General features: G+C 69.0%; 18 protein-coding genes. 11 read left to right on the top strand and 7 right to left on the bottom strand.

The window, feature by feature from the left end; all coding sequences use genetic code 11:
* The first annotated feature begins 20 nt into the window (after nt 1-20).
* On the top strand, nt 21-671 hold the full coding sequence (locus RIB98_12110; GenBank protein MEQ8841716.1) for an HAD family hydrolase: 651 nt from the start codon (nt 21-23) through the stop codon (nt 669-671).
* Here RIB98_12110 and RIB98_12105 read toward each other — a convergent pair.
* Together RIB98_12105 and RIB98_12100 are read right to left on the bottom strand one after the other, a co-directional pair.
* Nucleotides 664-2,364 carry a von Willebrand factor type A domain-containing protein gene (locus RIB98_12105; protein MEQ8841715.1) on the bottom strand — a complete coding sequence of 567 codons (1,701 nt, stop codon included), beginning with the start codon at nt 2,362-2,364 and terminating at the stop codon, nt 664-666. The genes RIB98_12110 and RIB98_12105 overlap by 8 nt on opposite strands.
* A 243-nt stretch (nt 2,365-2,607) precedes the next feature.
* Nucleotides 2,608-3,483 (bottom strand): acyl-CoA thioesterase II, encoded by an 876-nt coding sequence (locus tag RIB98_12100; GenBank protein ID MEQ8841714.1) that lies wholly within the window; start codon nt 3,481-3,483, stop codon nt 2,608-2,610.
* Nucleotides 3,484-3,530: 47 nt separating this feature from the next.
* On the opposite strand from RIB98_12100, the gene RIB98_12095 reads away from it, so the two are divergent.
* From RIB98_12095 to hisG, 3 genes are read left to right on the top strand one after another with little or no spacing between them, the layout of a single operon-like run.
* Nucleotides 3,531-4,163, top strand: a complete 633-nt coding sequence (locus RIB98_12095; protein ID MEQ8841713.1) for a LysE family translocator — start codon at nt 3,531-3,533, stop codon at nt 4,161-4,163.
* 39 nt (nt 4,164-4,202) lie between these two features.
* On the top strand, nt 4,203-4,481 hold the full coding sequence (gene hisE / locus RIB98_12090; GenBank protein ID MEQ8841712.1) for a phosphoribosyl-ATP diphosphatase: 279 nt from the start codon (nt 4,203-4,205) through the stop codon (nt 4,479-4,481).
* Nucleotides 4,478-5,323 carry an ATP phosphoribosyltransferase gene (hisG, locus tag RIB98_12085; protein MEQ8841711.1) on the top strand — a complete coding sequence of 282 codons (846 nt, stop codon included), beginning with the start codon at nt 4,478-4,480 and terminating at the stop codon, nt 5,321-5,323. The genes hisE and hisG overlap by 4 nt, the downstream gene beginning before the upstream one ends.
* A gap of 16 nt (nt 5,324-5,339) precedes the next feature.
* On the opposite strand, the gene RIB98_12080 is transcribed toward hisG, so the two are convergent.
* Nucleotides 5,340-6,728 carry a pyridoxal-dependent decarboxylase gene (locus tag RIB98_12080; protein ID MEQ8841710.1) on the bottom strand — a complete coding sequence of 463 codons (1,389 nt, stop codon included), beginning with the start codon at nt 6,726-6,728 and terminating at the stop codon, nt 5,340-5,342.
* 90 nt (nt 6,729-6,818) lie between these two features.
* On the opposite strand from RIB98_12080, the gene RIB98_12075 reads away from it, so the two are divergent.
* On the top strand, nt 6,819-7,517 hold the full coding sequence (locus tag RIB98_12075; protein MEQ8841709.1) for a hypothetical protein: 699 nt from the start codon (nt 6,819-6,821) through the stop codon (nt 7,515-7,517).
* 1 nt (nt 7,518) lies between these two features.
* Here RIB98_12075 and RIB98_12070 read toward each other — a convergent pair whose 3' ends face one another.
* Both RIB98_12070 and RIB98_12065 read right to left on the bottom strand, forming a co-directional pair.
* On the bottom strand, nt 7,519-8,085 hold the full coding sequence (locus tag RIB98_12070; protein MEQ8841708.1) for a hypothetical protein: 567 nt from the start codon (nt 8,083-8,085) through the stop codon (nt 7,519-7,521).
* Between the two features lie 22 nt (nt 8,086-8,107).
* Nucleotides 8,108-11,293, bottom strand: coding sequence for a CocE/NonD family hydrolase (locus RIB98_12065; GenBank protein ID MEQ8841707.1), 3,186 nt, complete (start codon nt 11,291-11,293; stop codon nt 8,108-8,110).
* Between the two features lie 66 nt (nt 11,294-11,359).
* On the opposite strand from RIB98_12065, the gene RIB98_12060 reads away from it, so the two are divergent.
* The gene (locus RIB98_12060) at nt 11,360-13,225 is read left to right on the top strand and encodes an ABC transporter ATP-binding protein (GenBank protein ID MEQ8841706.1); all 1,866 of its coding nucleotides are present in this window, start codon (nt 11,360-11,362) and stop codon (nt 13,223-13,225) included.
* 42 nt (nt 13,226-13,267) lie between these two features.
* Here the strand turns inward: RIB98_12060 and RIB98_12055 are convergent, their stop codons facing one another.
* Nucleotides 13,268-14,050: a hypothetical protein gene (locus tag RIB98_12055; protein MEQ8841705.1), complete on the bottom strand. Its 783-nt coding sequence runs from the start codon at nt 14,048-14,050 to the stop codon at nt 13,268-13,270.
* Between the two features lie 31 nt (nt 14,051-14,081).
* Entirely contained in the window at nt 14,082-15,248 is a 1,167-nt protein-coding gene (locus RIB98_12050) for a DUF222 domain-containing protein (protein MEQ8841704.1), read from the bottom strand.
* A 241-nt stretch (nt 15,249-15,489) separates the two neighbouring features.
* On the opposite strand from RIB98_12050, the gene serB reads away from it, so the two are divergent.
* From serB to RIB98_12025, 5 genes are all read left to right on the top strand, one after another.
* Nucleotides 15,490-16,692 carry a phosphoserine phosphatase SerB gene (gene serB / locus RIB98_12045; protein MEQ8841703.1) on the top strand — a complete coding sequence of 401 codons (1,203 nt, stop codon included), beginning with the start codon at nt 15,490-15,492 and terminating at the stop codon, nt 16,690-16,692.
* 48 nt (nt 16,693-16,740) lie between these two features.
* The gene (xseA, locus tag RIB98_12040; protein ID MEQ8841702.1) at nt 16,741-18,087 is read left to right on the top strand and encodes an exodeoxyribonuclease VII large subunit; all 1,347 of its coding nucleotides are present in this window, start codon (nt 16,741-16,743) and stop codon (nt 18,085-18,087) included.
* The gene (gene xseB, locus RIB98_12035) at nt 18,084-18,341 is read left to right on the top strand and encodes an exodeoxyribonuclease VII small subunit (GenBank protein MEQ8841701.1); all 258 of its coding nucleotides are present in this window, start codon (nt 18,084-18,086) and stop codon (nt 18,339-18,341) included. The genes xseA and xseB overlap by 4 nt, the downstream gene beginning before the upstream one ends.
* Nucleotides 18,338-19,384, top strand: coding sequence for a polyprenyl synthetase family protein (locus RIB98_12030; GenBank protein MEQ8841700.1), 1,047 nt, complete (start codon nt 18,338-18,340; stop codon nt 19,382-19,384). The genes xseB and RIB98_12030 overlap by 4 nt, the downstream gene beginning before the upstream one ends.
* Before the next feature lie 150 nt (nt 19,385-19,534).
* On the top strand, nt 19,535-21,115 hold the full coding sequence (locus RIB98_12025) for a peptide chain release factor 3 (GenBank protein ID MEQ8841699.1): 1,581 nt from the start codon (nt 19,535-19,537) through the stop codon (nt 21,113-21,115).

The following is a 21,115-nucleotide window of genomic DNA, read 5'->3' as shown; positions in this document are numbered from 1 at the left end:
CGGGCACCTACGGTGTCGCCGTGTCGAACTCCCCCGAACTCGTCATCTTCGACTGCGACGGCGTGCTCGTCGACAGCGAGGCCATCGTCATCGAGATCGAAGCCACCCTGTTGACCGAGGCCGGGTTCCCGATGACGGTCGACGAGGTCGCGGAACGATGCGTGGGCCTGAGCTACCCCGACATGATGGCCCTGCTCGAGGAGCAGTTCGGCCGACCCGTGCCCGAGGAACTCAACCAGCGCATCCAGCGTGAGGCACTGGCGGCGTTTCCCGAGCAGCTCCAGCCGGTGGCCGGCATGCCCGAGCTGCTCCGCGACCTCACCCTTCCTCGGTGCGTGGCATCCAGCAGCAACATCGACCGCATACTGCTGTCGCTCGATCTGACCGACCTGGCGCAGCACTTCACCGCCGATCGCATCTTCTCCACCCAGATGGTCGACCGGGGCAAGCCCGCCCCCGACCTCTTCCTCTTCGCGGCCGAGCGCCTCGGTGTGGCCCCCGAGCGGTGCCTGGTGATCGAGGACAGCCCCCACGGCATCACCGCCGCGCTCGCGGCCGGCATGGACGTGGTGGGCTTCGTCGGCGGCCGCCATTGCCGGCCTGCGCTGCGCACCCGCCTGGAGGCAGCCGGCGCGCCCCGCGTCGTCGCCGACGCCCACGCCCTCATCTGAGCTCGGCCGACCGTTCCGTGAGCCGGGCGAGTTCGTCGCTCTCCTCGGTCTCGAGCTCGTCGTCGAGGCGCGCTGCTTCGTCGGCCACATCGTCGAACGAGAAGTCATCGGCGTAGGGGCTGTTGCGCAGCAGCTCCGCCCACACCGTCACGACCGTGGCCAGACGGAGATCGGCGTCGGTGTCTCGCCAGTCGTCCGCGAGATCGTCGACCTCGATGTCGTCGTCGATCTCCACGGCGTCGCCGCCCCCGGCCGGGAACCAGCGCAGCGTGATCTCGCCGATGTCGTCGCTGCGGTCCACACCGGCGCGCAGGTCGACCTCGTAGATCGCGGTGACCGTGTGGCCCGAGTTCAGTTCGCCGGCGTCGACGTCGTCGTTGCGGAAGTCGTCGTCGAGCACACCACGGTTCTCGAAGCCGATGAGTCGGTACTCGTCGACCACGTCGGCGTCGAAGATCACCTGGATCCTGGCGTCGCGGGCGATCGGCGTGAGTGTGTCGACCAGCTCGTTCTCGAAGAGCTCCTCGGCCTCGTCGCGGTCGTCGACATAGGCGTAGAAGCCGTTGCCCTGATCCGCCAGCTGCTCCATGAGCGTGTCGTTGAAGTTGCCCATACCGAACCCGACGGTCACGAGTTGGATGCCGCCGATCGCGCGATCGGTGATCTCCCGGGTCAGCCCGTCGGGATCGGTGAGACCCACGTTGGCCACGCCGTCCGACGCCAGGATCACCCGATTGATCCCGCCCTCGACGAAGGCTTCCTCGGCCAGTCGGTAGCCGGTGAGCAGGCCCGCTTCCATGTTCGTCGAGCCACCCGGGCGCAGGTCGTCGATGGCGTCGAAGATCTCGTCGTCGTTGCGCACCGCGGTGGGCTCGAGCACGACCGTGGAGTCGTCGCCGTAGATGACGATGGCGACGGTGTCGTCGTCTCGGAGTTCGTCGACGAGCTCCTCGAGCGACTCCTTGACCAGGCCCAGGCGGTCGTCGCGATCCATCGAACCCGAGGTGTCGACCACGAAGGTGAGCGCTGCATCCGCCCGGTCGTCGTCATCGACGACCTCGGCCTGCACGCCGATCCTCACCAGGAGGTTGTCGTCGTCGAAGGGCGACGGCGCGCCGTCGACGTGCAGCGAGAGGCCTTCGCTCGGTGGGTCGTAGCCGTAGTCGAAGGCGTTGACGAACTCCTCGACCCGCACCGAAGCCGGGTCGGGCAGCACGCCTTCGTCCAGCCACCGACGAGTGACGGTGTACGCACCGGTGTCCACGTCGAGCGCGAACGTGGACCGGTCGTCCTCGTCGGCTTCGACGAACGGACGTATGCCGTAGTCCTCGAACTCGTTGCCCTCGAGGCGGTCCCCGTCGGGTGCAGTCGGGGACGGCTCCTCGGCGAAGAACCCGTCCTCGTCGGACGCATCGGACTCGGTGTCGCCGTCACTGTCACTGTCGCCGTCACTGTCACTGTCGCTGTCGCCGTCATCACTGTCGCCGTCACCGTCCACGAAGTCTCGGTCGGCATCATCCGTCGAGGCCGACTCACCCGAGTCGGCCTCGTCGCCGTCGTCGCCGCAGGCGGCGGCGAACAGTGCGACGACCACCAGCAGGCCGAGTACGACGCGACCACGCCGAGAGTGGGGCGAGCGGCGGGATCGCGGTCGGCGTCCGGGTGCGGTGAGTACGGCGGCGGTGTCATGCATGGACCTCCGACGATCCGGATCGCGCTCCAGATCCCGGTGTCATCGAATCGCAACCGACCCGACATCTCCGCGTGCGACAGTCACTCTCTGCGGTGTACTCGAAGCTTGCTCCGGTTGGTGGCCCGAGGCGAGCACGGCCGACGGCGGCGCACCGGATTCCGATGCGGCTGCCCGTGTCACGCACGCGAGCACGGATGGCCCGGCTGGGACCGCCACCTCGGTGGTTGACGTCGCACCCGCGACCTAGTGCCGGCCGGGTTTGTCGGGGTCGAGTTCGCGCATCACACCTTCCTGCGCCACTGACGCGAGATGGGTGCCGTCGCGATCGAAGATCGCCCCGCGGGCGAATCCTCGGGCGCCGAACGCGCTCGGGCTGTCCTGGTGGTAGAGCAACCAGTCGTCGAGGCGAACCGGACGATGGAACCACAGCGCGTGGTCGAGGCTGGCCAACATCACGCCGGGCGACTCCCGGCGCCGATGCGGTCGATACATGTTGTCGACGAAGGCGATGTCGGACGCGTAGGTGATGAGCTGGGCATGGATGTCGGGGTCGTCGGGCACATCGCCGTTGGCCCGGATCCAGACCGGATTCGGCTCGGTACTGGCCTCGTTGGAGAACATGCTCGGTGACAGGGCCGACCGGGTGTCGATGGCCCGCTCCCGCAGCATCCACTGACGTAGCTCTTCGGGAATCCTGCCCTCGAGCTCCTCTGCCCGGTCGGCCCAGGTGGGCAGGCCATCGGGCTCGGGCACGTCGGGCATCGGGTCCTGATGCTCGTAGCCGTCCTCGTGGCCGTGGAACGAGATCGAGGTGTTGAAGATCGCCTTGCCGTTCTGGAGCGCCACGACTCGGCGGGTCGTGAACGACCGACCGTCGCGAATGCGGTCGACGGTGTAGGTCACCGGGGTCTTCGGGTCACCGCCGCGCAGGAAGTACCCGTGCAGACTGTGCACTCGGTGCTCGTCAACGGTGCGCTGCGCCGCACAGAGCGCCTGCGCCGCCACCTGACCCCCGAAGAGCCGGAACCAGTCGCTGGTCTCGTTCTGTCCCCGGAAGATGTCGGCATCGATCCGCTCGAGATCGAGGATGTCGAGAAGATGATCGAGTGCCCTGCCCATGGCGAAACACGGTACCGGCGAGCGGCGGCACCACGTAGCTTGCACGGATGCCCGATCCGACGACCATCCTGCTCTTCTCGGGTGCCGCACTCCTGCTACTGCTCGTCCCCGGGCCGGCCGTGCTCTACATCGTCGCCCGCAGTGCCAGTCAGGGACGGCGCGCCGGTCTCGTCTCGGTGGCCGGCATCCACGTCGGCACCCTCGTCCACATCGCCGCCGCGGTGCTCGGTCTCTCGGCGGTTCTCGTCGCCTCGTCAGGTGCCTTCACGGCGGTGAAACTGGCCGGTGCCGCGTATCTGGTCTTCCTCGGCATCCGCGCGCTTCAAGCCCGCAGCGCGCTCGGTGACACGGCGGTCGTGGCCCCCCGATCGTCACGCCGCATCTTCGCCGACGGCGTGGTGCTGAACATCCTGAACCCCAAGACCGCGGTGTTCTTCCTGGCCTTCGTGCCCCAGTTCGTCGATATCGACGCCGGCCGCACGACCACCCAGTTGATGACCCTCGGGGCGGTCTTCGTCGCCCTCGGCCTCGTCACCGACGGCGTCTACGCACTCGCCGGTGGCTGGCTCGGATCTCGGATGCGCCGATCCCCCCGTCTCGCCCGCCGTAGCGAGACCACGGCCGGCGCGGTCTACCTCGGGCTCGGGCTCGCCACCGCGTTGTCGGGTCGATCGGCCTGACCGTGCATCCTCGGCGTCCACGACCCGTAGCGTGATGCGGTGATTCTCGACGAACTCGAAGAGGTCCTCCGGGCGCGGCGCACCGCCAGTCCGGACGAGTCCTACACCGCCCAGCTGCTCGTCGACCCGGAGCTCGCCCAGCGCAAGATCATGGAAGAGGCGTTCGAGGTCTGTCTCGAGCTCGGTCGACCGACCAACGACCCCGCCCTCACGGCGCAGGAAGCCGCCGACCTGCTCTACCACCTGATGGTCGGGCTGGTCGCCGTCGACGTGCCGCTGCGCGACGTGTTCGCGGTGCTCGAAGGTCGCCGCTCATGAGCGCCCGCGTTGCCGTCCCGTCCAAGGGCCGTCTGCGCGATCGGGTCTTCGACCTCCTGCGCCATGCGGGCTACAACCTCCGCCAGCTCGGTACGGAGAACGCGGCGCTCGTCGTCGAGGACATCGAGTTCATCGAGATGCGCCCCCGCGACGCGGCCGCCTGGCTCCGGGCCGGACGCCTCGATGCCGCGTTCATCTCCACCGACACTGCGCTGGAGAACGAGATCGAGTCCTGGCCCGCGATCGACCTCGGTTTCTCGAGGTCCGATCTCGTCCTGGCCTGTCGCACCGACGCGCCCTACGTCTCGGCGGCCGACCTCGCGGGCAAGACCGTGGCGACGCACCTGCCGAACTGGACTCGTCGCTGGTTCGAGTCCAAGAACATCACCATCGATGTGGTGGCGATGGGCGGGTCCCTCGAGGGCATCTGTGCACGCGGGCTGGCCGACGCCATCGTCGATCTCCGCGAAACGGGCAACAGCCTCCGCCGAAACTCGCTGCACGCCATCGAGGTCGCCGCCTCGTGCCAGGCCGTGTTCGCGCATCCACCCACGAGCGAGTCCCCCGAGGTCGCCGGGCTTCTGTTGCGCATGGACGCCGCCCGCACCGCCACCAGCCGGCAATACCTGATGATGCACATCGCGCCCGACCGCATCGATCAACTGCGCACGATCTTCCCCGGCCTGGCCGCACCCACGCTGCTCCCGCTCTCGGGTCGAGACGACCTCGTCGCCGTCCACCTCGTGGTGCGACGCGAGGATCTGTGGGCGCGCCTCACCGACCTGCGCGGGATCGGGGCCACCGGCATCGTCGCGCTCCCCACCGACGCCATCCTGGAGTGATCCCGGAGGCCCGGGGCTACTCGTCGGCTTGGACCTCGACCGAGCGCCAGGCCCGCAGAATCGCATCGACCGCATCGTCGACATCGACGGTCGTCGCCATGGTGTCGGAGCAGCTGATGCGCATGGCCTGTCGGCCCTTCCAGACCGTGCCCCCGACCCAGGCGCGACGCCCGTCCTGTACCGCCGCGATCGTGGCGAGCGTGGTGGCGTCGTCGCGAAACGCCACCAGCACCTGATTGAGGACCGGCTCGGCCAGCAACTGCACACCCTCGGCCCGGAGCGCGTCGGCCATGCGGGCCGCGAGCTCGCAGGTGTGATCGATCATCTCGGCCACACCACGACGGCCCTTCGTGGCGAGAACCGCCCAGGTGTCGACGGCCCGAGCCCGTTGCGACATTTGAAGCCCGAGGTGCATGGACGCTCGTGCGGCGTCCGCGGGCAGGTAGGCCGCGTTCATCGCCATCGACCGGCGCAGGTCCTCACCCCGGGCGCACACCGCGAGCGCCGAGTCGTAGGGCACGTTGAGCCACTTGTGCGCGTCGACCGCCCACGAGTCGGCCCGTTCGGCGCCGGCGACGAGGCGACGACGAGTGGGCGACGCGGCGGCCCACAGACCGAACGCCCCGTCGATGTGGAGCCAACCGCCGGCCGCGCTCGTGGCGTCGGCCGCGGCGGGGAACGGATCGCTGTGGCCGGTGTTGACGTTGCCCGCCTGAAGCAGCACGAGGGCCCGGGGGCCCAGCGGCGGCAGGGCGTCGGCCCGAACCCGCCCCTCGTCGTCGGTCGGCACGAAGGTCACCGATCCGGTGCCGAGTCCGGCCACCCGCAGTGCCTTGAGGACGGCGATGTGGATCTCCTCCGAGGCCACGATCTGGAGCGGCGGCGCGCCCACGAGACCTCGCTCGGCGACGTCCCATCCATCCCGCATGAGGAGCGCGTCGCGGGCGGCGACGACGCAGGTGAGGTTGGCCACGGCCGCTCCCGCGCAGAACCCGCCGGTCGCCGCCGCCGGCAGCCCCAGGATCTCGACGATCCATCGCGACGCGATCTCGTCGAGCCGGGCCGCGACGGGCGACATCACCGGAAGAGCCGCGTTCTGGTCCCACACCGACGCGAGGACATTCGCCGCGAGGGCCTCGGGTTCGCTTCCCCCGTTGACGAAACCGAAGTACCGCCCGCCGTTGGTGCGCACCGTGGCGGGGGAACCGAGTCGGTCGAGCTGTGCCAGCACGTCCATCGCATCGCTCCCATCGTCGGACAATCGGTCGGTCAAACCGTCCAGGGCCGCCTCGCTCTCGGCCGAGGGGAACACCGGCGCCTCCGCGTCGCGGTCCAGGTAGGCCCCGGCTCGGCGGGCCGCCTCGGCCAGGAGTCGCTGTTTCTCGGCTCGGCGGGTTGCGTCCATCCCGCGAGCCTCCCAGACCCGACACCGCCGTAGGGACACTTTCGGGCGTCACCCCTCAATTCCACCCGGTTTCTACCGAATCCAGCACCGATGGAGCAAGATTCCACACTCGCCGTCGGCGACCGTTCGGCGACGAGCCGACGCACGCTGCTGAAGTCCGGCGCCGCCGCGTCGGCGGCGATCTGGGCCGCGCCCTCGATCCTGTCGCTCGACGCCGTCGCCGCTGCCGCCGGAAGTTGCCTCGTCCCCACGCGCCAGGTCGACTTCTCCCGCTTCGCGAACAGCCGACTGCCGTCGAGCTTCCTCTCCGACCACGGCTCCGTCTCGATCACCTTTGCGATCAGCGACCCCTGGGGTCGCCAGGACCCGAGCTATCGGGGCTTCGTGTTCAACGGCGGGCTCAACGGACGAGACAATCCCGTCGTCACCGGCATGAACAACGCCCGCAACGGCAACTACGTCGACCTCGTCTTCACGTTCAGCGTGCCGGTCTGTCCGACCTTCTGGCTCATCGACGTCGACCGAGCGTCCTCCAGCTGGGAAGACACCGTTCGGGTGATCGGCTCGAACGGCGCCGGCACCATCAATCCGTCGGCAATGAACGTCGGCGGTGCCCAGACGGTGGTGTCGGCCAACACCGTGCGCGGCAACACGTCGACGAGCGGATCCAACGGCAACGTCGAGGTCGTCTTCGATCAGGCGATCACCCGCCTGGAGATCCGTCACCAGGACAACTCCAACTGGACCGCGTTCCAATGGATCGCCGTCCACGACTTCCTCTGGTGCTGAGTCAGCGGGTGATGCCGCCGCTCACGAGCGCAGCGAGCAGCTCGACATCAGAACCCGAGGCCTGAAGTTCTTTCTGGCCGTCGGCGATCCAGCTCGCGGTGGGCGCGGCGTCGGCCATACCGGCCATGCCGACCACGAACCCCACGACGTAGACAGCCGCATTGCCGCTGAGGACGAAACCGAGGAAGCCGAGCAGGGCGGCCGGCTCGGCGAAGGCGATGCGCAGGAAGAACGCCCGTTGTGCGGTCGCTCGCACCGCCGGCATCGTCGTGCCCGTGATCGCGGGCACGAACCGGATCGCGGCGACCTGGGCGAAGACGCCGAGCCCGGCCACCACCATGGCCACCACCCGGCCGTCGGCCCCACCCCCGGGCAGCGCCCGGTCGATCGCGAACACGGCAACACCGATCAGCAGCATCGATGCCACGAACGTGATCCACACCAGCCGCATGATCGTCAGCCCGTTCGTGCCGCCGGCCGCCATCCGCATCCCGCGCGTGGGAACGAGGGCCGCCGGTACTCGCTTGAGCGCGTCACCCCACCCGGGGTCGCTGTTCGGCCGCTGCATTCGGCCCACGCTATCGGTGAGGTCAGCCGCGCTTGGCGAACAACCAGTCGAGTACCGCCGTGGAATACGCGGGGGTGAAGAACGGGATGTGCGACCCACCGGCGATGGTCCAGAGCTCGACCGATGTGCCGTCGGCGCAACCGTCCTCGCGGTACTGCACGGCCGTCTCGGCCCCCTCGATGTTCTGGTCGAGGTCGAGATCGTCGCGGGTACCGGTCACCGAGGCGTCACAGCCCAGGAACTCGGAGTGACGTTCGAACATGTCGATTGCACCCGGCGAGAACGCGGTGCTCTCGTAGGAGATCGTGGCATCGGCGTCGCCGTGGACCTGGAGCACGCTGATCGGATCGGTCTGCGGTGCGCAGTCTGCGGGATCGTTGAAGCTCGACCCGGCCAGCGACACGATCGCGGTGATCTGTTCGCTCGCCGCGCAGGCCATCGTGTAGCTCATGAAGCCGCCGTTGGAGTGACCCCACAGATAAACCTGCTCGTCGTCGACGTTGAACGTCGCCTTGGCCTCGTCGATGAGGGCAGTGATGTAGGCGACATCGTCCTGGGCGGTGCCGCAACACGACGCGCCCGAATACCAGAACCGTTGACCGCTCGGCAGGGTCGTACCGTTGGGATGCACGAGGATGAAGTCGCGCTCGTCGACCTGCCCGGTCACGCCCATGTACGCCGACTGGATCGGTCCGTTGGCCCCGAATCCGTGCAGCACGACCACCAGCGGATACTCCTTCGCCGGGTCGTAGTCCGCGGGCAGGACGTACTCCGACGGCCGGGCCGGGTCGATACCGGCCGGGTCGAGCACCTCGGGCAGCGGGCACTGCGAGACCGAACAGAAGTCGCCGTCGACGACCCGGTTCACGATGGGCGGCGCGGTACGGCACGGCTGGCCGCGCAACGAGTTGCACGCGGGCAGCGGCGTGGGTGCCGCGAGACCCTTGATGACCGGCAGCGCGATCGACGACTGATGGCCGACGCCGGTACCGATGACATGGGTCGCCTCGGCCCCCGGACCGTCGAGCTCGAACTCCCAACGGGCGGTGTCGCCGCCCGGGGTGTTCACCGTGAGCCGGATCGACGACCCGGCCCGGAACGCATGAGCGAAGGCGGGGATCTGGATGCGGCCGAGCGACCACACCCCCGGCTCGAGGAGCGTGTAGTTCTCTTCGCGGCCGTACTGGACCGGCTGGAGTTCGGTCGACGAGGCGTCGAGGCGGCGGTAGGCCCATTCGAGCTGCCCCGTCTGCACCCGGACCTCCTGGCCGTCGGGCCGGATCTCGCTCAGCAACACCTCGAGTTCGGCGTTGTCGGCATCCGACCGGATCCAGAGGTCGACGCTGCCGGTGCCGGCCATCACGACATCCGAGGTGAGGGGCGCCGTCTGGAAGCGGGCGTTCTCGCCCTCGGCCTGCGGTGTCCACTCCACCGTGGGGTTGGACCAGATGTCGCCACCCACCCACCAGTGGGTCTGGCTCACGTCGGGGTTCGGGCGCATCGCCACGCCGGTGCCTTCGGCGTCGACGCCCTTGTCGACCAGCTGACCGTCGGCCAGGAACTGGTAGCGCTGGACATCGGTGCCGGTCGGCGGCCACTGGGTGGTCGAGTGCTCCCACGCGGCCACCGGCAGGTACGGGTCACCACCGGCGCCGCTCTCCATCAGGATGCGGATCGGATCCTCGGACTCCCATCGGGCCAGCGCGTCGGCGTGGGTGGCAACGTCGGTCCAGCGACTCGGTGGGAGGGCAACGGTGCCCCCGAAGATCCCCTGGGTGAACAGCGGCGTGAGGAGCCCGATCGCCGGGTCGTTGGCGGGCACCTCCTTGGCCACGTAGAGATCGAGGAAGGCCGCCCACTCGGCCAGGACCTGCGGCGCAAAGCCGTCGGCGTGAAGGCCGTTGAAGATCGTCTGGCGGACCGATTCGGCGCTGTCGAACTCACCGAGGAGGTCGCCGAAACTCGGACCCGTCTGCTCGTCTTGGAACGCCGAGCTGAGGAAGACGGCGGCCTCGATGTCGCCGACGAAGTTGCGCATGTCGAGCGGGCCGGCGATCTCGTCGGTGTAGAAGGGCTGGGAACGAGCCTTTGCGGTGGCGTCGACGTTCTGGCCCCGGAGCTGCTGGTTCTCGTCGCACTCCGTGTCGCCGTCGTCGACCAGTTGACGGACCCACCCGGTGCCGTAGGGCTCGGCGTTCCTGAGCACCTGGTCGGCCCAGGAGGTGGCGAAGCCGGTGTTGAGCAGTCCGCCTGGGGCGAGGATGCCGGTGGCGGTGTCGCCGTAGACGCTCAGCGGGGTGATGGCGTTGAGGCTGGGCGGGTTGGTCTGGGCGACGAAGAGCTGGGAGATGCCCGGATACGAGAGGCCGACCATGCCGACCTCGTTGTCCTTCACCCACGGCTGGGCGGCAACCGCCTCGACCACGTCATAGCCGTCGAGCACCTGCATGGTGTCGAAGTAGTCGTAGGCCCCGCCGGAGCAGCCGGTGCCCCGGACGTTCACGCCCACCGTCGCGTAGCCGAACAGGCCGGCCAGGAGCGACCCGGGCTGGGCGGGTGCCTTGCACAGGGTGGGCAGGGCCCCGCACAACGGTGTGGGATCGAGTCCGCCGGCGAGACCGCCGAGGCCGCTGAGCGGGTCGGAGGGGTTGTAGCCGCTGTACTCGATCACGGTCGGGTACGGACCGTCCTCGATCGGGCCGGGCAGGACGACATAGGCCGACAGCGTGGTGCCGTCCCGCGTCTCGATGTAGGTGAAGCCTTCCTCGATCTGCTGATCGTCGTAGAACGACTGTGCGGGAGTGGAGTCGTCGGGGTCGCCGACGCCGACGACCCACTCGATCGCGTTGCCGCTGGCCGCCAGGTAGAGACCCGGATCGAGCTCGCGGAAGATGATGCTGCCCTGTGCGTCGATCAGCCCGCTGCCCGCCGACGCGATGCCGAAACCACCGCCGTCGGTCTCGAACCACTTTCCGAGGTTGACCACACCGCCGGGCGCGGCGTCGGTCACCGAGATCTGGGCGAGACCACCGACCGCCTCGAACGTCGGCGGCTTCAGCCACGGATTGACCGTCGCGCTCACCGCGCTCGACGCAGCATCGCTTTCTGGAGCCTCCGCCTCTGTGCCCTCCGCGGCGCTCCCCACCGTGGGAAGACCGGCGACCAGGGTCGCCACCGCAAACAAACCGACCATCCAACGTCCACGCATGCCATACCACTATCAGTGACCACTGGACCGAGTCCATTGGCTCGGGCCGGAACGTAGGCTCGCATGATGTCTGCGCCGAGTCCGTTCCAGATCATGCACTCGATGTCGGCCGACCGATCGGGTCTCGATGGAAAGTCCATCAACCGTGAGACGCGCCGCCGCGTCTTCGGCTTCGCTCGCCCCTACCGGGCCCACATCACGATGTTCTTGGCGACCATCGTCGTGGCGACGTTCCTCGGGCTGCTTCCGCCGCTGCTCATCCGGGCAGTGTTCGACGTGGCGATCGTCGACGACAACGGCGGCTACCTCAACGCCCTCTTCATCATCATGGTCGTCGCCGCGGTGGGCGAGGCGGCGCTGTCGCTCGTCGAACGTTGGCTGAGCTCACGCATCGGCGAGGGCCTCATCTACGACCTGCGGGTGCGGCTGTTCGACCACGTGCAGCGGATGCCGCTCTCGTTCTTCACCCGCACCCAGACCGGCACCCTCATCAGCCGGCTCAACAACGACGTCATCGGGGCCCAGCGGGCCTTCACCGGCACCCTCGGCACCGTCGTGGGCAACGTCATCACCCTCGGCGGCACCCTCATCGCCATGCTGCTGCTCGAGTGGCGGCTCACCCTGATCGCCATCGTGATCCTGCCCGTGTTCGTGCTGCCCGCTCGCCGGGTGGGCGCCGGTCTCCAGGACATCACCCGCGAGGGCATGAACGTCAATGCCTCGATGAACAACACCATGACCGAGCGGTTCAACGTGTCGGGCGCGCTCCTGGTGAAGCTCTTCGGTCGCCATCAGGCCGAGGCCGACGACTTCGGGGCCCGCGCCGGCCGGGTGCGCGACATCGGCGTGCGCAGCGCCATGTACAGCCGGGTGTTCGTGGTCGCCCTCACCCTGGTGGGGGCCATCGGCACAGCCCTCATCTACTGGCTCGGCGGCCACCTGGTGATCGACAACAGCATCACGCCGGGAACCCTCGTCGCGCTCGGGCTCTACACGGTGCGCATCTACATGCCGCTCACGAGCCTCTCCAACGCCCGGGTCGACATCATGACCGCCTTCGTCTCCTTCGAGCGGGTGTTCGAGGTGCTCGACGCGCCCAACGCCGTCACCGACGCGCCCGACGCAGTCGAGTTGGTTTCGCCCTCCGGCGCGGTGCAGTTCGATCACGTCCGCTTTCGTTATCCGGACCCGGCCGAGGGCACGCCCGAGTCGCTGGGCGGCGGCGAGTCGACGGCCTCGGCCGACGACGTCTTGCGCGACATCGACCTGCGTATCGAGCCCGGGCAGATGGTGGCCATCGTCGGACCATCGGGCGCGGGCAAGACCACGCTCACCAACCTGGTGCCGCGGCTCTACGACGTCACCGAGGGCGCCATCCGCATCGACGGCCACGACGTTCGTGACCTCACCCAGGATTCGTTGCGTCAGGCGATCGGCGTGGTCAGCCAGGACCCTCACCTGTTCCACGAGACCGTCATCGCCAACCTGCGCTACGCCCGTCCCCACGCCACCGACGACGAGGTGCGCGACGCCTGCCGCGCGGCTCGCATCCACGACGTGATCGACGCCCTGCCGGACTCCTACGACACCATCGTCGGCGAGCGCGGCTACCGGCTCTCCGGTGGCGAGAAGCAGCGGCTGGCCATCGCCCGCATGCTGTTGAAGGACCCGGCCATCGTCGTACTCGACGAGGCGACCTCGCACCTCGACTCCGAGAACGAAGCCCAGGTCCAGGCCGCACTGGCCGACGCACTCGAAGGCCGCACATCACTCGTGATCGCGCACCGCCTGTCGACGATCGCCGATGCCGATGTCATCGTGGTGCTCGACGACGGCCGCATCGTCGAGACCGGCACCCACGACGAGCTCCGCCAGGCCGGTGGCCTCTACGACGATCTGTACGAGACCCTGGTCCGCGCCGACCACGTGTAGTCGGCGCTGCCGACCTGGATCGGGCTGGTTCCGGCCGGCGTCTCAGTCGCCGGCCACGAAGAACAGCCAGTCGCCGGCGACGTCGATCCCGATGCGGTGGCTGAGGTAGGCGCCCTCGAACAGCACCTCGTCGAAGGGTTCGCCGTAGATGGCCTCGATGGCCGTCTGCTCCGCTGGCGTAGCCGGTTCGTCGTCTTCCCAGAAGGTCGGCCACACCCAGATGTCGGTGTCGGCGGCGGGTCCGTTCAACAGCCCGGGTGGCATCGCCAGAAGCTGAACGAGAATACGGAGCAGCTCGTCGCCGCGTTGCTCGGCGTCTTCGAGATACGGCGCCACTTCGTAGGGGCCGCCGAACGACAGGGTGATGTCGCCGCCCGCCGCAACCGCGAGACCGTCGTAGTCGCAGTCCACCGCCGCGTCGACGACCGCCCGGAAGGTGTCTGCTGCCTCGGCACCGAGCTCGTCCGGCGTCGACGGAGCCTCCACGCCGGTTGCCGAGCATTCGCCGGTCGCATTCGTCGTCGTGGTGGTGGTCGTGCTCATGGTGGTGGTGGTCTCCGGCGCCCCGGTGGTGGAGGTCGTGCTGGTTTCCGGCGGCGCCGCCGTGGTGGTGATGCCGGTGGTGGCGGTCGGGCCGTCCTCGATGGTGGAGGTCGTGGTGTCGACCGGCCCCGTGGTGACTGTCGCCTCCGTGGTGGATGTCTCGGCCGTGTCGGGTGCGACGACCGTGTCGAGGTCCGGCGAAGAGCCACACGCCGCGGCGAGCAGTCCCAAGGCCAGCGTGGGGATCACCAGACGGCGAAGGACCCTGATTCGAGATCGCATCAGCCCACTCTTGCAGGTCATTTCGCCCGAATCAGGCCGCCCGGCGTTGCTCTCCCGGTGGAGCGAGGGTCCATTTCCCGTCGATCCGGATGATCTGGTGACCGTGCTCGTGGACCAGATGGTGAGTGCGGCTGCACGAGAGTACGAGATTGTCGATGTCGGTCGGGCCACGTCCGGGCGGTTGCCACGCAACGATGTGGTGCGCCTGGCAGTTCGCCGGGTCGGCCCCACAACAGAAGCACCCACCATCGCGAATGACGAGGTTGGCCCACTGCGCCTCGGTGGCCACCCGCTGGCGGCGTCCTTGCCACAGCGTCTCGCCATCGGCACCGAACACCATGCCGACGAACTCGGCCCCGCAGGCGATCCGCTCGAGGGTGGACTGCGGAAGCGGAGTGCCGTCGATGAACTCGGCGACACCGGTGGGGTTACCGCTGGTGCAGCGGCCGGCATCGACCCTCACACCGACCAGGTGCTTGGGGTGCGGCCGCTTCCCCGAACCGGCCGACGCCGGACGGACCATCAGCTCATGGACGGCATCGGCTCGTCGTTGGGCAGGAGTGCGAACCTCGTCGGGGCGACCGTCACGGCCGCCGTCTTCTCGCCACAGCCGATCGGTCGTCTGGCGAAGTGCCTTCGTCAGCTCCTGACCGGTTTCGGGGTCGAACCGGCCGAACAGGCACCACATGCCGTTGGCGTCGGTCCAGGTCGACACCTCACGCGCCGCCCGCAGCCGAGCTTGACGGTCGGTCTTCTGTTGCTCGCGCTCTCGGGCCGATGCCCACGACCGCGCTTGTGTGCCGAAGAGGTCGGCCGGACGGCCGGCCGCATCGTCGGCCAGTGCGTCGGCTTCGGCCGGCGACACCCGCTCGGCTGCGTCGGCCGCCGCATCGGCGTGGGCCTCGGTGATCGCGCCTCGGGCCAGGGCCGCCCGCGTCTTCGGCATCTGGTTGAGCGCCTGGGCCGTCTTCGCCGCCTTCTTGGCATCTCGCGTGGACCGCCGGGCCTTGGCCCGGGTGACGTCGGCACCACCGATTCCGCCGTCATCGAGGGCATCGATGGCGGCGGTCACGGCCAGCCGGCGCTCCACCGCATGGGCCTCGACTCTGGCCAGCTCACCGACCAGGGATTCGAGCTCCTGGCGCGTGCGATCCTGCGTGGTCACCCCCGTCAGGATCGTGTGGATCGCCGTGAACATGACATCACAGTACACGAACATACGTTCGTGTTCAACCCTTTCGACCACATTTCTTGTCATATGACCAAGAATCAATCATTCTCAATCCTCGGACGCCGGAGCGGTCTCGCCGATTCGTCGGCGGTCATCTCGTGAATGAGGGTCGCGAAGTGGCCGATCGCGCCACAGCCACCGCCGCCGAGCCCCCCAAAACCCCGCCCGATGCCGCAGCAGAGGCGGGTGACGTGCCTACCCTGAGTGGGTGACCACCGAGCCCCCCACGGATCACCAGACGGTCCTCATCCGGGTCACCGGCCCCGATCACACCGGCGTCACCGCGGGGCTGATGGAAGTGCTCGGTGATGCCGACGCGCAGGTGCAGGACATCGAGCAGATCGTCATCCGCGGCCAGCTCACCCTGGGTGTCGCCGTGCTCGTGCCCGAGGGGCGAGACCTGCTGCGCGATGTGCTGCTGTTCGGCTGGGACCAGGGCATGGAGGTCGACTTCGACGTCGTCTCCTCGGTGCCCACGCCCAAGACCCGCGGCCATGTCGTCACCCTGCTCGGACAGGAGCTCACGCCGGCCGAGATCGGTGCCGCCACCACCGCGATCGCCGACGCCGGCGCCAACATCGAGCGCATCATCCGCCTGTCGCGCTACCCGGTCATGAGCTACGAGCTGCTCGTGCGCGACGGCGACGACGAGAAGCTGCGCAGCACGCTGCTCCAGACCGCGGCTGCGAACCCCGGTATCGACGTGGCCATCCAGCGTGAGGGACTCGGCCGCCGAGCGAAGCGGCTCGTCGTGCTCGATGTCGACTCCACCCTGATCCAGGACGAGGTCATCGAGCTCCTCGCCGCCGAGGCCGGCTGCCTCGAACAGGTCGCCCAGATCACCCGTGACGCCATGGAGGGCGGCATCGACTTCGAGTCGTCGTTGCGCATGCGCGTGCGCCTGCTCGGCGGTCTCGACGAGCACGCCATCGAGCGGGCCCGGGCCAATCTCCGCTACACCCCGGGCGCTCGTACCTTCGTGCGCACGCTGCGCCGGCTCGGCTACACGGTGGCCATCGTGAGTGGCGGGTTCACCGTCTTCACCGATCGGCTGGCCGAGGACCTCGGCATCCACCACGCCCACGCCAACGAGCTCGAGATCGTCGACGGCAAGCTCACGGGTGAACTGCTCGGCCCGATCGTCGATCGCGAACGCAAGGCTGCCCTGCTGCGCGAGATCGCGGCGGAGGGGCACGTGCCGCTGTCGCAGACCGTGGCGGTGGGCGACGGTGCGAACGATCTCGACATGCTGTCCACCGCCGGCCTCGGCATCGCCTTCAACGCGAAGCCCCTGGTGGAAGAGGCGGCCGACACCGCGCTCACGGTGCCCTACCTCGACGCGATCCTGTTCGTCCTCGGCATCCGCCGTGAAGACGTCGAGGACGCCGACGAGCTCGACGACATCGACTGAGCCCGGCCGTGATCCGGGCTGTCAGCACCGGGCACTACGGTGCCTGACGTGGACGATCCGACACTCTCGGTCAGCGAACTCAGCGCCATCGTGCGGGCCGCGCTCGATGCCGCCATGCCGTATGGCGTGTGGGTCGAGGGTGAGATCAGTGGCCTCAACCGGTCGCGCAACGGCCACGTCTACTTCGACCTCACCGAGCCCTCCGACACCCCGGGGGGCGCCCCGATCGCCACCATGCCGGTGGTGTTGTTCCGGGACAGTCGCGACCGGGTCAACCGGCTGCTGAAGCGTCACGGCGATCCCATCCGCATGAGCGACGGCGTCCGCATTCGCATTCAGGGGATGGTCGACTACTACCCGCCACAGGGGCGGATCCAGTTCCGCATGTCGGCCATCGATCCCACCTACACCTTGGGGCAGATGGCCGCCGACCGCGACGCCCTGCTCACCGCGCTGTCGGCCGACGGGCTGCTGCGAGCCAACGCTCGCCACGCCATCCCGGCCGTGCCGCTGCGCGTGGGGGTCGTCACCTCGCTCGGCAGCGCGGCCCATGCCGACATCACCACTGTGTTCGAGCGCAGCGAGCTGGCGTTCACGTTGGTCGAGGTCGACACACCCGTGCAGGGGCTCGGCGCCGAGCGGGGCGTGGCTGCGGCCATCGCCGCCGCACTCGGCGCCGGGGTCGACGTGATCATCGTGGCGAGAGGCGGCGGATCGAAGACCGACCTGGCCACCTTCGACCACGAGCACGTGGCCCGGGCCGTCGCCGCCGCGGGCGTACCGGTGATCACCGGGGTCGGTCACGACATCGACCGCAGCGTGGCCGACGAGGTCGCCCACACCGCCACCACCACCCCCACGGCGGCCGCCCAGCTGGTCGTCGCCTGCGTCGCCGAATGGCTGGGTCGCCTGGCCGAGTGCGAACGCGATGTCGTCAGCGGCGGACGCCGGGCCGTCGAACGTGCAGGCCATCGCGTCGAGCTGGCCCGGCGCGGTGTGATCCGCAGTGGCCTCGGCGCCACCGAACGGGCCGACGCCCGACTCGCGCAGTCGTCCCAGCGCCTGGCCCGGTCGGCTCAACGGGTCGATCAGCGGGCTCGGGCTCAGCTCGATCTGGCCGTGGCCCGCATCGACGTCGCCCGTCGCCACGCGTTCCGGCGGGCCGGCGACCGCATCGACATCATCGAGGCGCGGGTGACGGCCCTCGACCCCGCGATCGCGCTGGCTCGGGGCTGGTCGATCACTCGCACCGACGATGGCCGGGTGCTGCGGTCCGTCGCCGACCTCCAGCCCGGCGCCACCCTCACCACCCGGGTCGCCGACGGAACCACCACGAGTACCATCACCGACGTCGATCTCGATCCGTCACCACACGATCCGGAGCACCCAGAATGAGCGACGAAGAGATCGGCTACGCCGACGCCATGACCGAGCTCGAGACGATCCTCGACGACCTCGAAGACGACGATCTCGACGTCGACGTGCTGGCGTCCCGGGTCGAACGGGCCTCCACTCTCATCACCCTGTGCAGGGATCGCATCGGCGCGGCCCGCGTGCAGGTCGAGAAGGTCGTGGCCTCGCTCGACGCCGATGCATCGATCCCGCCGCCGGGCGACGACGACATCACCCTCGACCTGGACGGCGAGTGACCGACGCCCCTGCGCAACTGCTCGACGTCGCCACCCGCATCGACGCCGCGCTGCGCGACGTCTTCCTGCGCGAGCGCGCCACCTGGCGTGAACTCGACCCCGCCGTCGACGTCCCCCTCGCCGATCTCGAGGACTTCGTCGCCGGCGGCGGCAAGCGCATACGGCCCGCGTACTGCCACTGGGGTTGGGTGATCGGTGGCGGCGACCCCGCGTCCGACGATGCCACCGGGCTCGGCTGTGCCCTCGAGCTCCTCCACGCGTTCGCGCTCGTCCACGACGACGTGATGGACGGTTCCCCCACCCGCCGAGGATCCGCGACCGTGTGGGCCCGCTTCATCGAGCGGCATCGCGCCGGCGGTTGGCAGGGCGAGGACCGTCGCTTCGGTGAGGCTGCGGCCATCCTCGTGGGCGACATCGCGATGGTCATGGCCGACCGCTGTGTCGGCCGGGCCACCGAGGACGTACGCAACATCTGGGACTCGCTGCGCACCGAGCTCAACATGGGGCAGTACCTCGACGTGGTCGGCACCGCCCGGGGCGACGTCACCCTCGAAGTGGCCCACACGATCATGCGCAACAAGACGGCCGGCTACACGATCGTCCGTCCGCTCCAGCTCGGTGCCGCCCTGGCCGGCCGAGCCGACCTGGCCGATGACCTCGCCGCGCACGGCATGCCGCTCGGCATCGCCTTCCAGCTGCGAGACGACATGCTCGGGGCGTTCGGCGACAGCAAGCGCACCGGCAAGCCGGTGGGCGACGATCTCACCGAGGGCAAGCCGACCGTGCTGCTGGCTCTCGCTCGCCAGGCCGCCGACCCGGCCCAGCTCGCCGTGCTCGACAAGGTCGGCGCCGCGATCGGCTCCGACGAGATCGCGGCGATCCAGCAAGTGATGATCGACACCGGTGCCGTCGCGGCATCCGAAGCGGAGACCGAGCAGCTGCTCGAGACCGCGATCGCGGCGATTGACGCGCTGCCCGACCGCCACGGCAGTCGAGAGGCGCTACGGGTGCTGGCCGACTATGTCGTCGAACGCGACACCTGAGGCGGCCGACGCACGATGCTCGACATGCGCTCGCACTCCCAGACCCTGATCCTCTTCGGGTCGATCGCCGTGATCCTGCTCGTCGTCGTGGTCCTCCGCGCGATCGGCTGAGCGCGATCAGCTGAGCGAGCCTTCCTCTAGCCTGAACCAATGGCCGACCCCCGCACCGAAGCCGCGCGACGACGCACGTTCGCGATCATCTCGCACCCCGACGCGGGCAAGACCACGCTCACCGAGAAGTTCCTCCTCTACGGCGGCGCCCTCACTGCCGGGGCCGGCTCGGTCAAGGCCAAGGGCGATCGTCGCTCCGCCACCTCCGACTGGATGGAACTCGAGCAGCAGCGCGGCATCTCGATCACCTCGACGGTGCTCCAGTTCCCGTACCGAGGCCACGTGTTGAACCTGCTCGACACGCCCGGTCACCGCGACTTCTCCGAGGACACCTACCGGGTACTGGCCGCCACCGACGCCGCGATCATGGTGCTCGACGGCTCGAAGGGCATCGAGGCCCAGACCCGGAAGCTCTTCGAGGTCTGCCGCAACCGCGAGATCCCGATCGTCACCTTCATCAACAAGTGGGATCGCCCCAGCCTCGACCCGCTCGCCCTGCTCGACGAGATCGAAGAACAGCTGGTGCTCGAACCCGTGCCCATGAGCTGGCCGGTGGGCGACGGCGAGAAGTTCCGCGGTGTCATCGACCGTCAGCGCGACGAATTCGTGCGCTACACCCGCACCGCCCGCGGCGCCACCGAGGCACCCGAAGAGGTCGTGTCGGCCGAGCAGGCCGCCGCCGAGGAGGGCGCTCTCTGGGTCGAAGCGCAGGAGGGGGTCGAGCTGCTCGACACCATCGGCCGCGAGTTCGACCAGAAGCGGTTCGAGTCGGGCGAGCTCTCACCGGTGTTCTTCGGCTCGGCCCTCACCAACTTCGGCGTGCGCCTCATCCTCGACGCCATGGTCGACCTCGTGCCGTCGCCCACGCCCCGCTTCGATCGCGACCACAACCCCCGTGCGCTCGACGACGACTTCTCCGGCATCGTGTTCAAGGTCCAGGCCAACACCGACAAGAACCATCGCGACCGCGTCGCGTTCATGCGAGTCTGCTCGGGCCGGTTCGAGCGGGGCATGGTCGTCACCCACGGTCCGACGGGCAAGCCGTTCGCGACGAAGTACGCCCAGTCGGTCAGCGGTCAGGATCGCGAGACCGTCGACGAGGCGTGGCCCGGCGACGTGGTCGGCCTCGTCAACGCCAACGACTTCCGCGTCGGCGACTCGGTATGGGTCAACCACGAAGTGGTGTGGCCGACCATGCCCGCGTTCGCGCCGGCCCACTTCCGGGTGGCCCGCACCCTCGACACCTCGCGTTCCAAGCAGTTCCGCAGCGGCATCAACCAGCTCGACGAAGAGGGCGTGATCCAGGTCCTGCGCGAGCCCGACGTGGGCGACCAGGCGCCGATTCTCGCCGCGGTCGGCCCGCTCCAGTTCGAAGTCGCCCTGCATCGGCTCGAGAACGAGTTCGGCGCCCCAGTGGAGATGATCCCGTGCTCGTGGACCGTCGCCCGGGTGACCGACGAGGAGTCGGCCGAGAAGCTCCGCGGCATGCCCGGCGTGACCGTCACCCATCGCTCCGACGGCGAACTGCTCGCCCTGTTCGAGAGCCCCTACTGGCTCCAGCGCCTCGAAGGCGACCAGCCCGAACTCCGCCTCGACAAGCTCATCGCCGAAGGCACCTGA

The organism is Acidimicrobiales bacterium (assembly GCA_040219515.1).
In the GTDB taxonomy this organism is placed as follows: Bacteria; Actinomycetota; Acidimicrobiia; order Acidimicrobiales; family Aldehydirespiratoraceae; genus JAJRXC01.
This window is presented reverse-complemented; position numbering and strand designations above follow the sequence as displayed.

What these genes read in the sequence shown, in the direction of transcription:
- RIB98_12105 (MEQ8841715.1), bottom strand. Translation starts at nt 2,364, where the DNA reads ATGCATGACACCGCCGCCGTACTCACCGCACCCGGACGCCGACCGCGA.
- RIB98_12100 (MEQ8841714.1), bottom strand. Translation starts at nt 3,483, where the DNA reads ATGGGCAGGGCACTCGATCATCTTCTCGACATCCTCGATCTCGAGCGG.
- RIB98_12095 (MEQ8841713.1), top strand. Translation starts at nt 3,531, where the DNA reads ATGCCCGATCCGACGACCATCCTGCTCTTCTCGGGTGCCGCACTCCTG.
- hisG (MEQ8841711.1), top strand. Translation starts at nt 4,478, where the DNA reads ATGAGCGCCCGCGTTGCCGTCCCGTCCAAGGGCCGTCTGCGCGATCGG.
- RIB98_12080 (MEQ8841710.1), bottom strand. Translation starts at nt 6,728, where the DNA reads ATGGACGCAACCCGCCGAGCCGAGAAACAGCGACTCCTGGCCGAGGCG.
- RIB98_12075 (MEQ8841709.1), top strand. Translation starts at nt 6,819, where the DNA reads ATGGAGCAAGATTCCACACTCGCCGTCGGCGACCGTTCGGCGACGAGC.
- RIB98_12070 (MEQ8841708.1), bottom strand. Translation starts at nt 8,085, where the DNA reads ATGCAGCGGCCGAACAGCGACCCCGGGTGGGGTGACGCGCTCAAGCGA.
- RIB98_12065 (MEQ8841707.1), bottom strand. Translation starts at nt 11,293, where the DNA reads ATGCGTGGACGTTGGATGGTCGGTTTGTTTGCGGTGGCGACCCTGGTC.
- RIB98_12060 (MEQ8841706.1), top strand. Translation starts at nt 11,360, where the DNA reads ATGTCTGCGCCGAGTCCGTTCCAGATCATGCACTCGATGTCGGCCGAC.
- RIB98_12055 (MEQ8841705.1), bottom strand. Translation starts at nt 14,050, where the DNA reads ATGCGATCTCGAATCAGGGTCCTTCGCCGTCTGGTGATCCCCACGCTG.
- RIB98_12050 (MEQ8841704.1), bottom strand. Translation starts at nt 15,248, where the DNA reads ATGTTCACGGCGATCCACACGATCCTGACGGGGGTGACCACGCAGGAT.
- xseB (MEQ8841701.1), top strand. Translation starts at nt 18,084, where the DNA reads ATGAGCGACGAAGAGATCGGCTACGCCGACGCCATGACCGAGCTCGAG.
- RIB98_12025 (MEQ8841699.1), top strand. Translation starts at nt 19,535, where the DNA reads ATGGCCGACCCCCGCACCGAAGCCGCGCGACGACGCACGTTCGCGATC.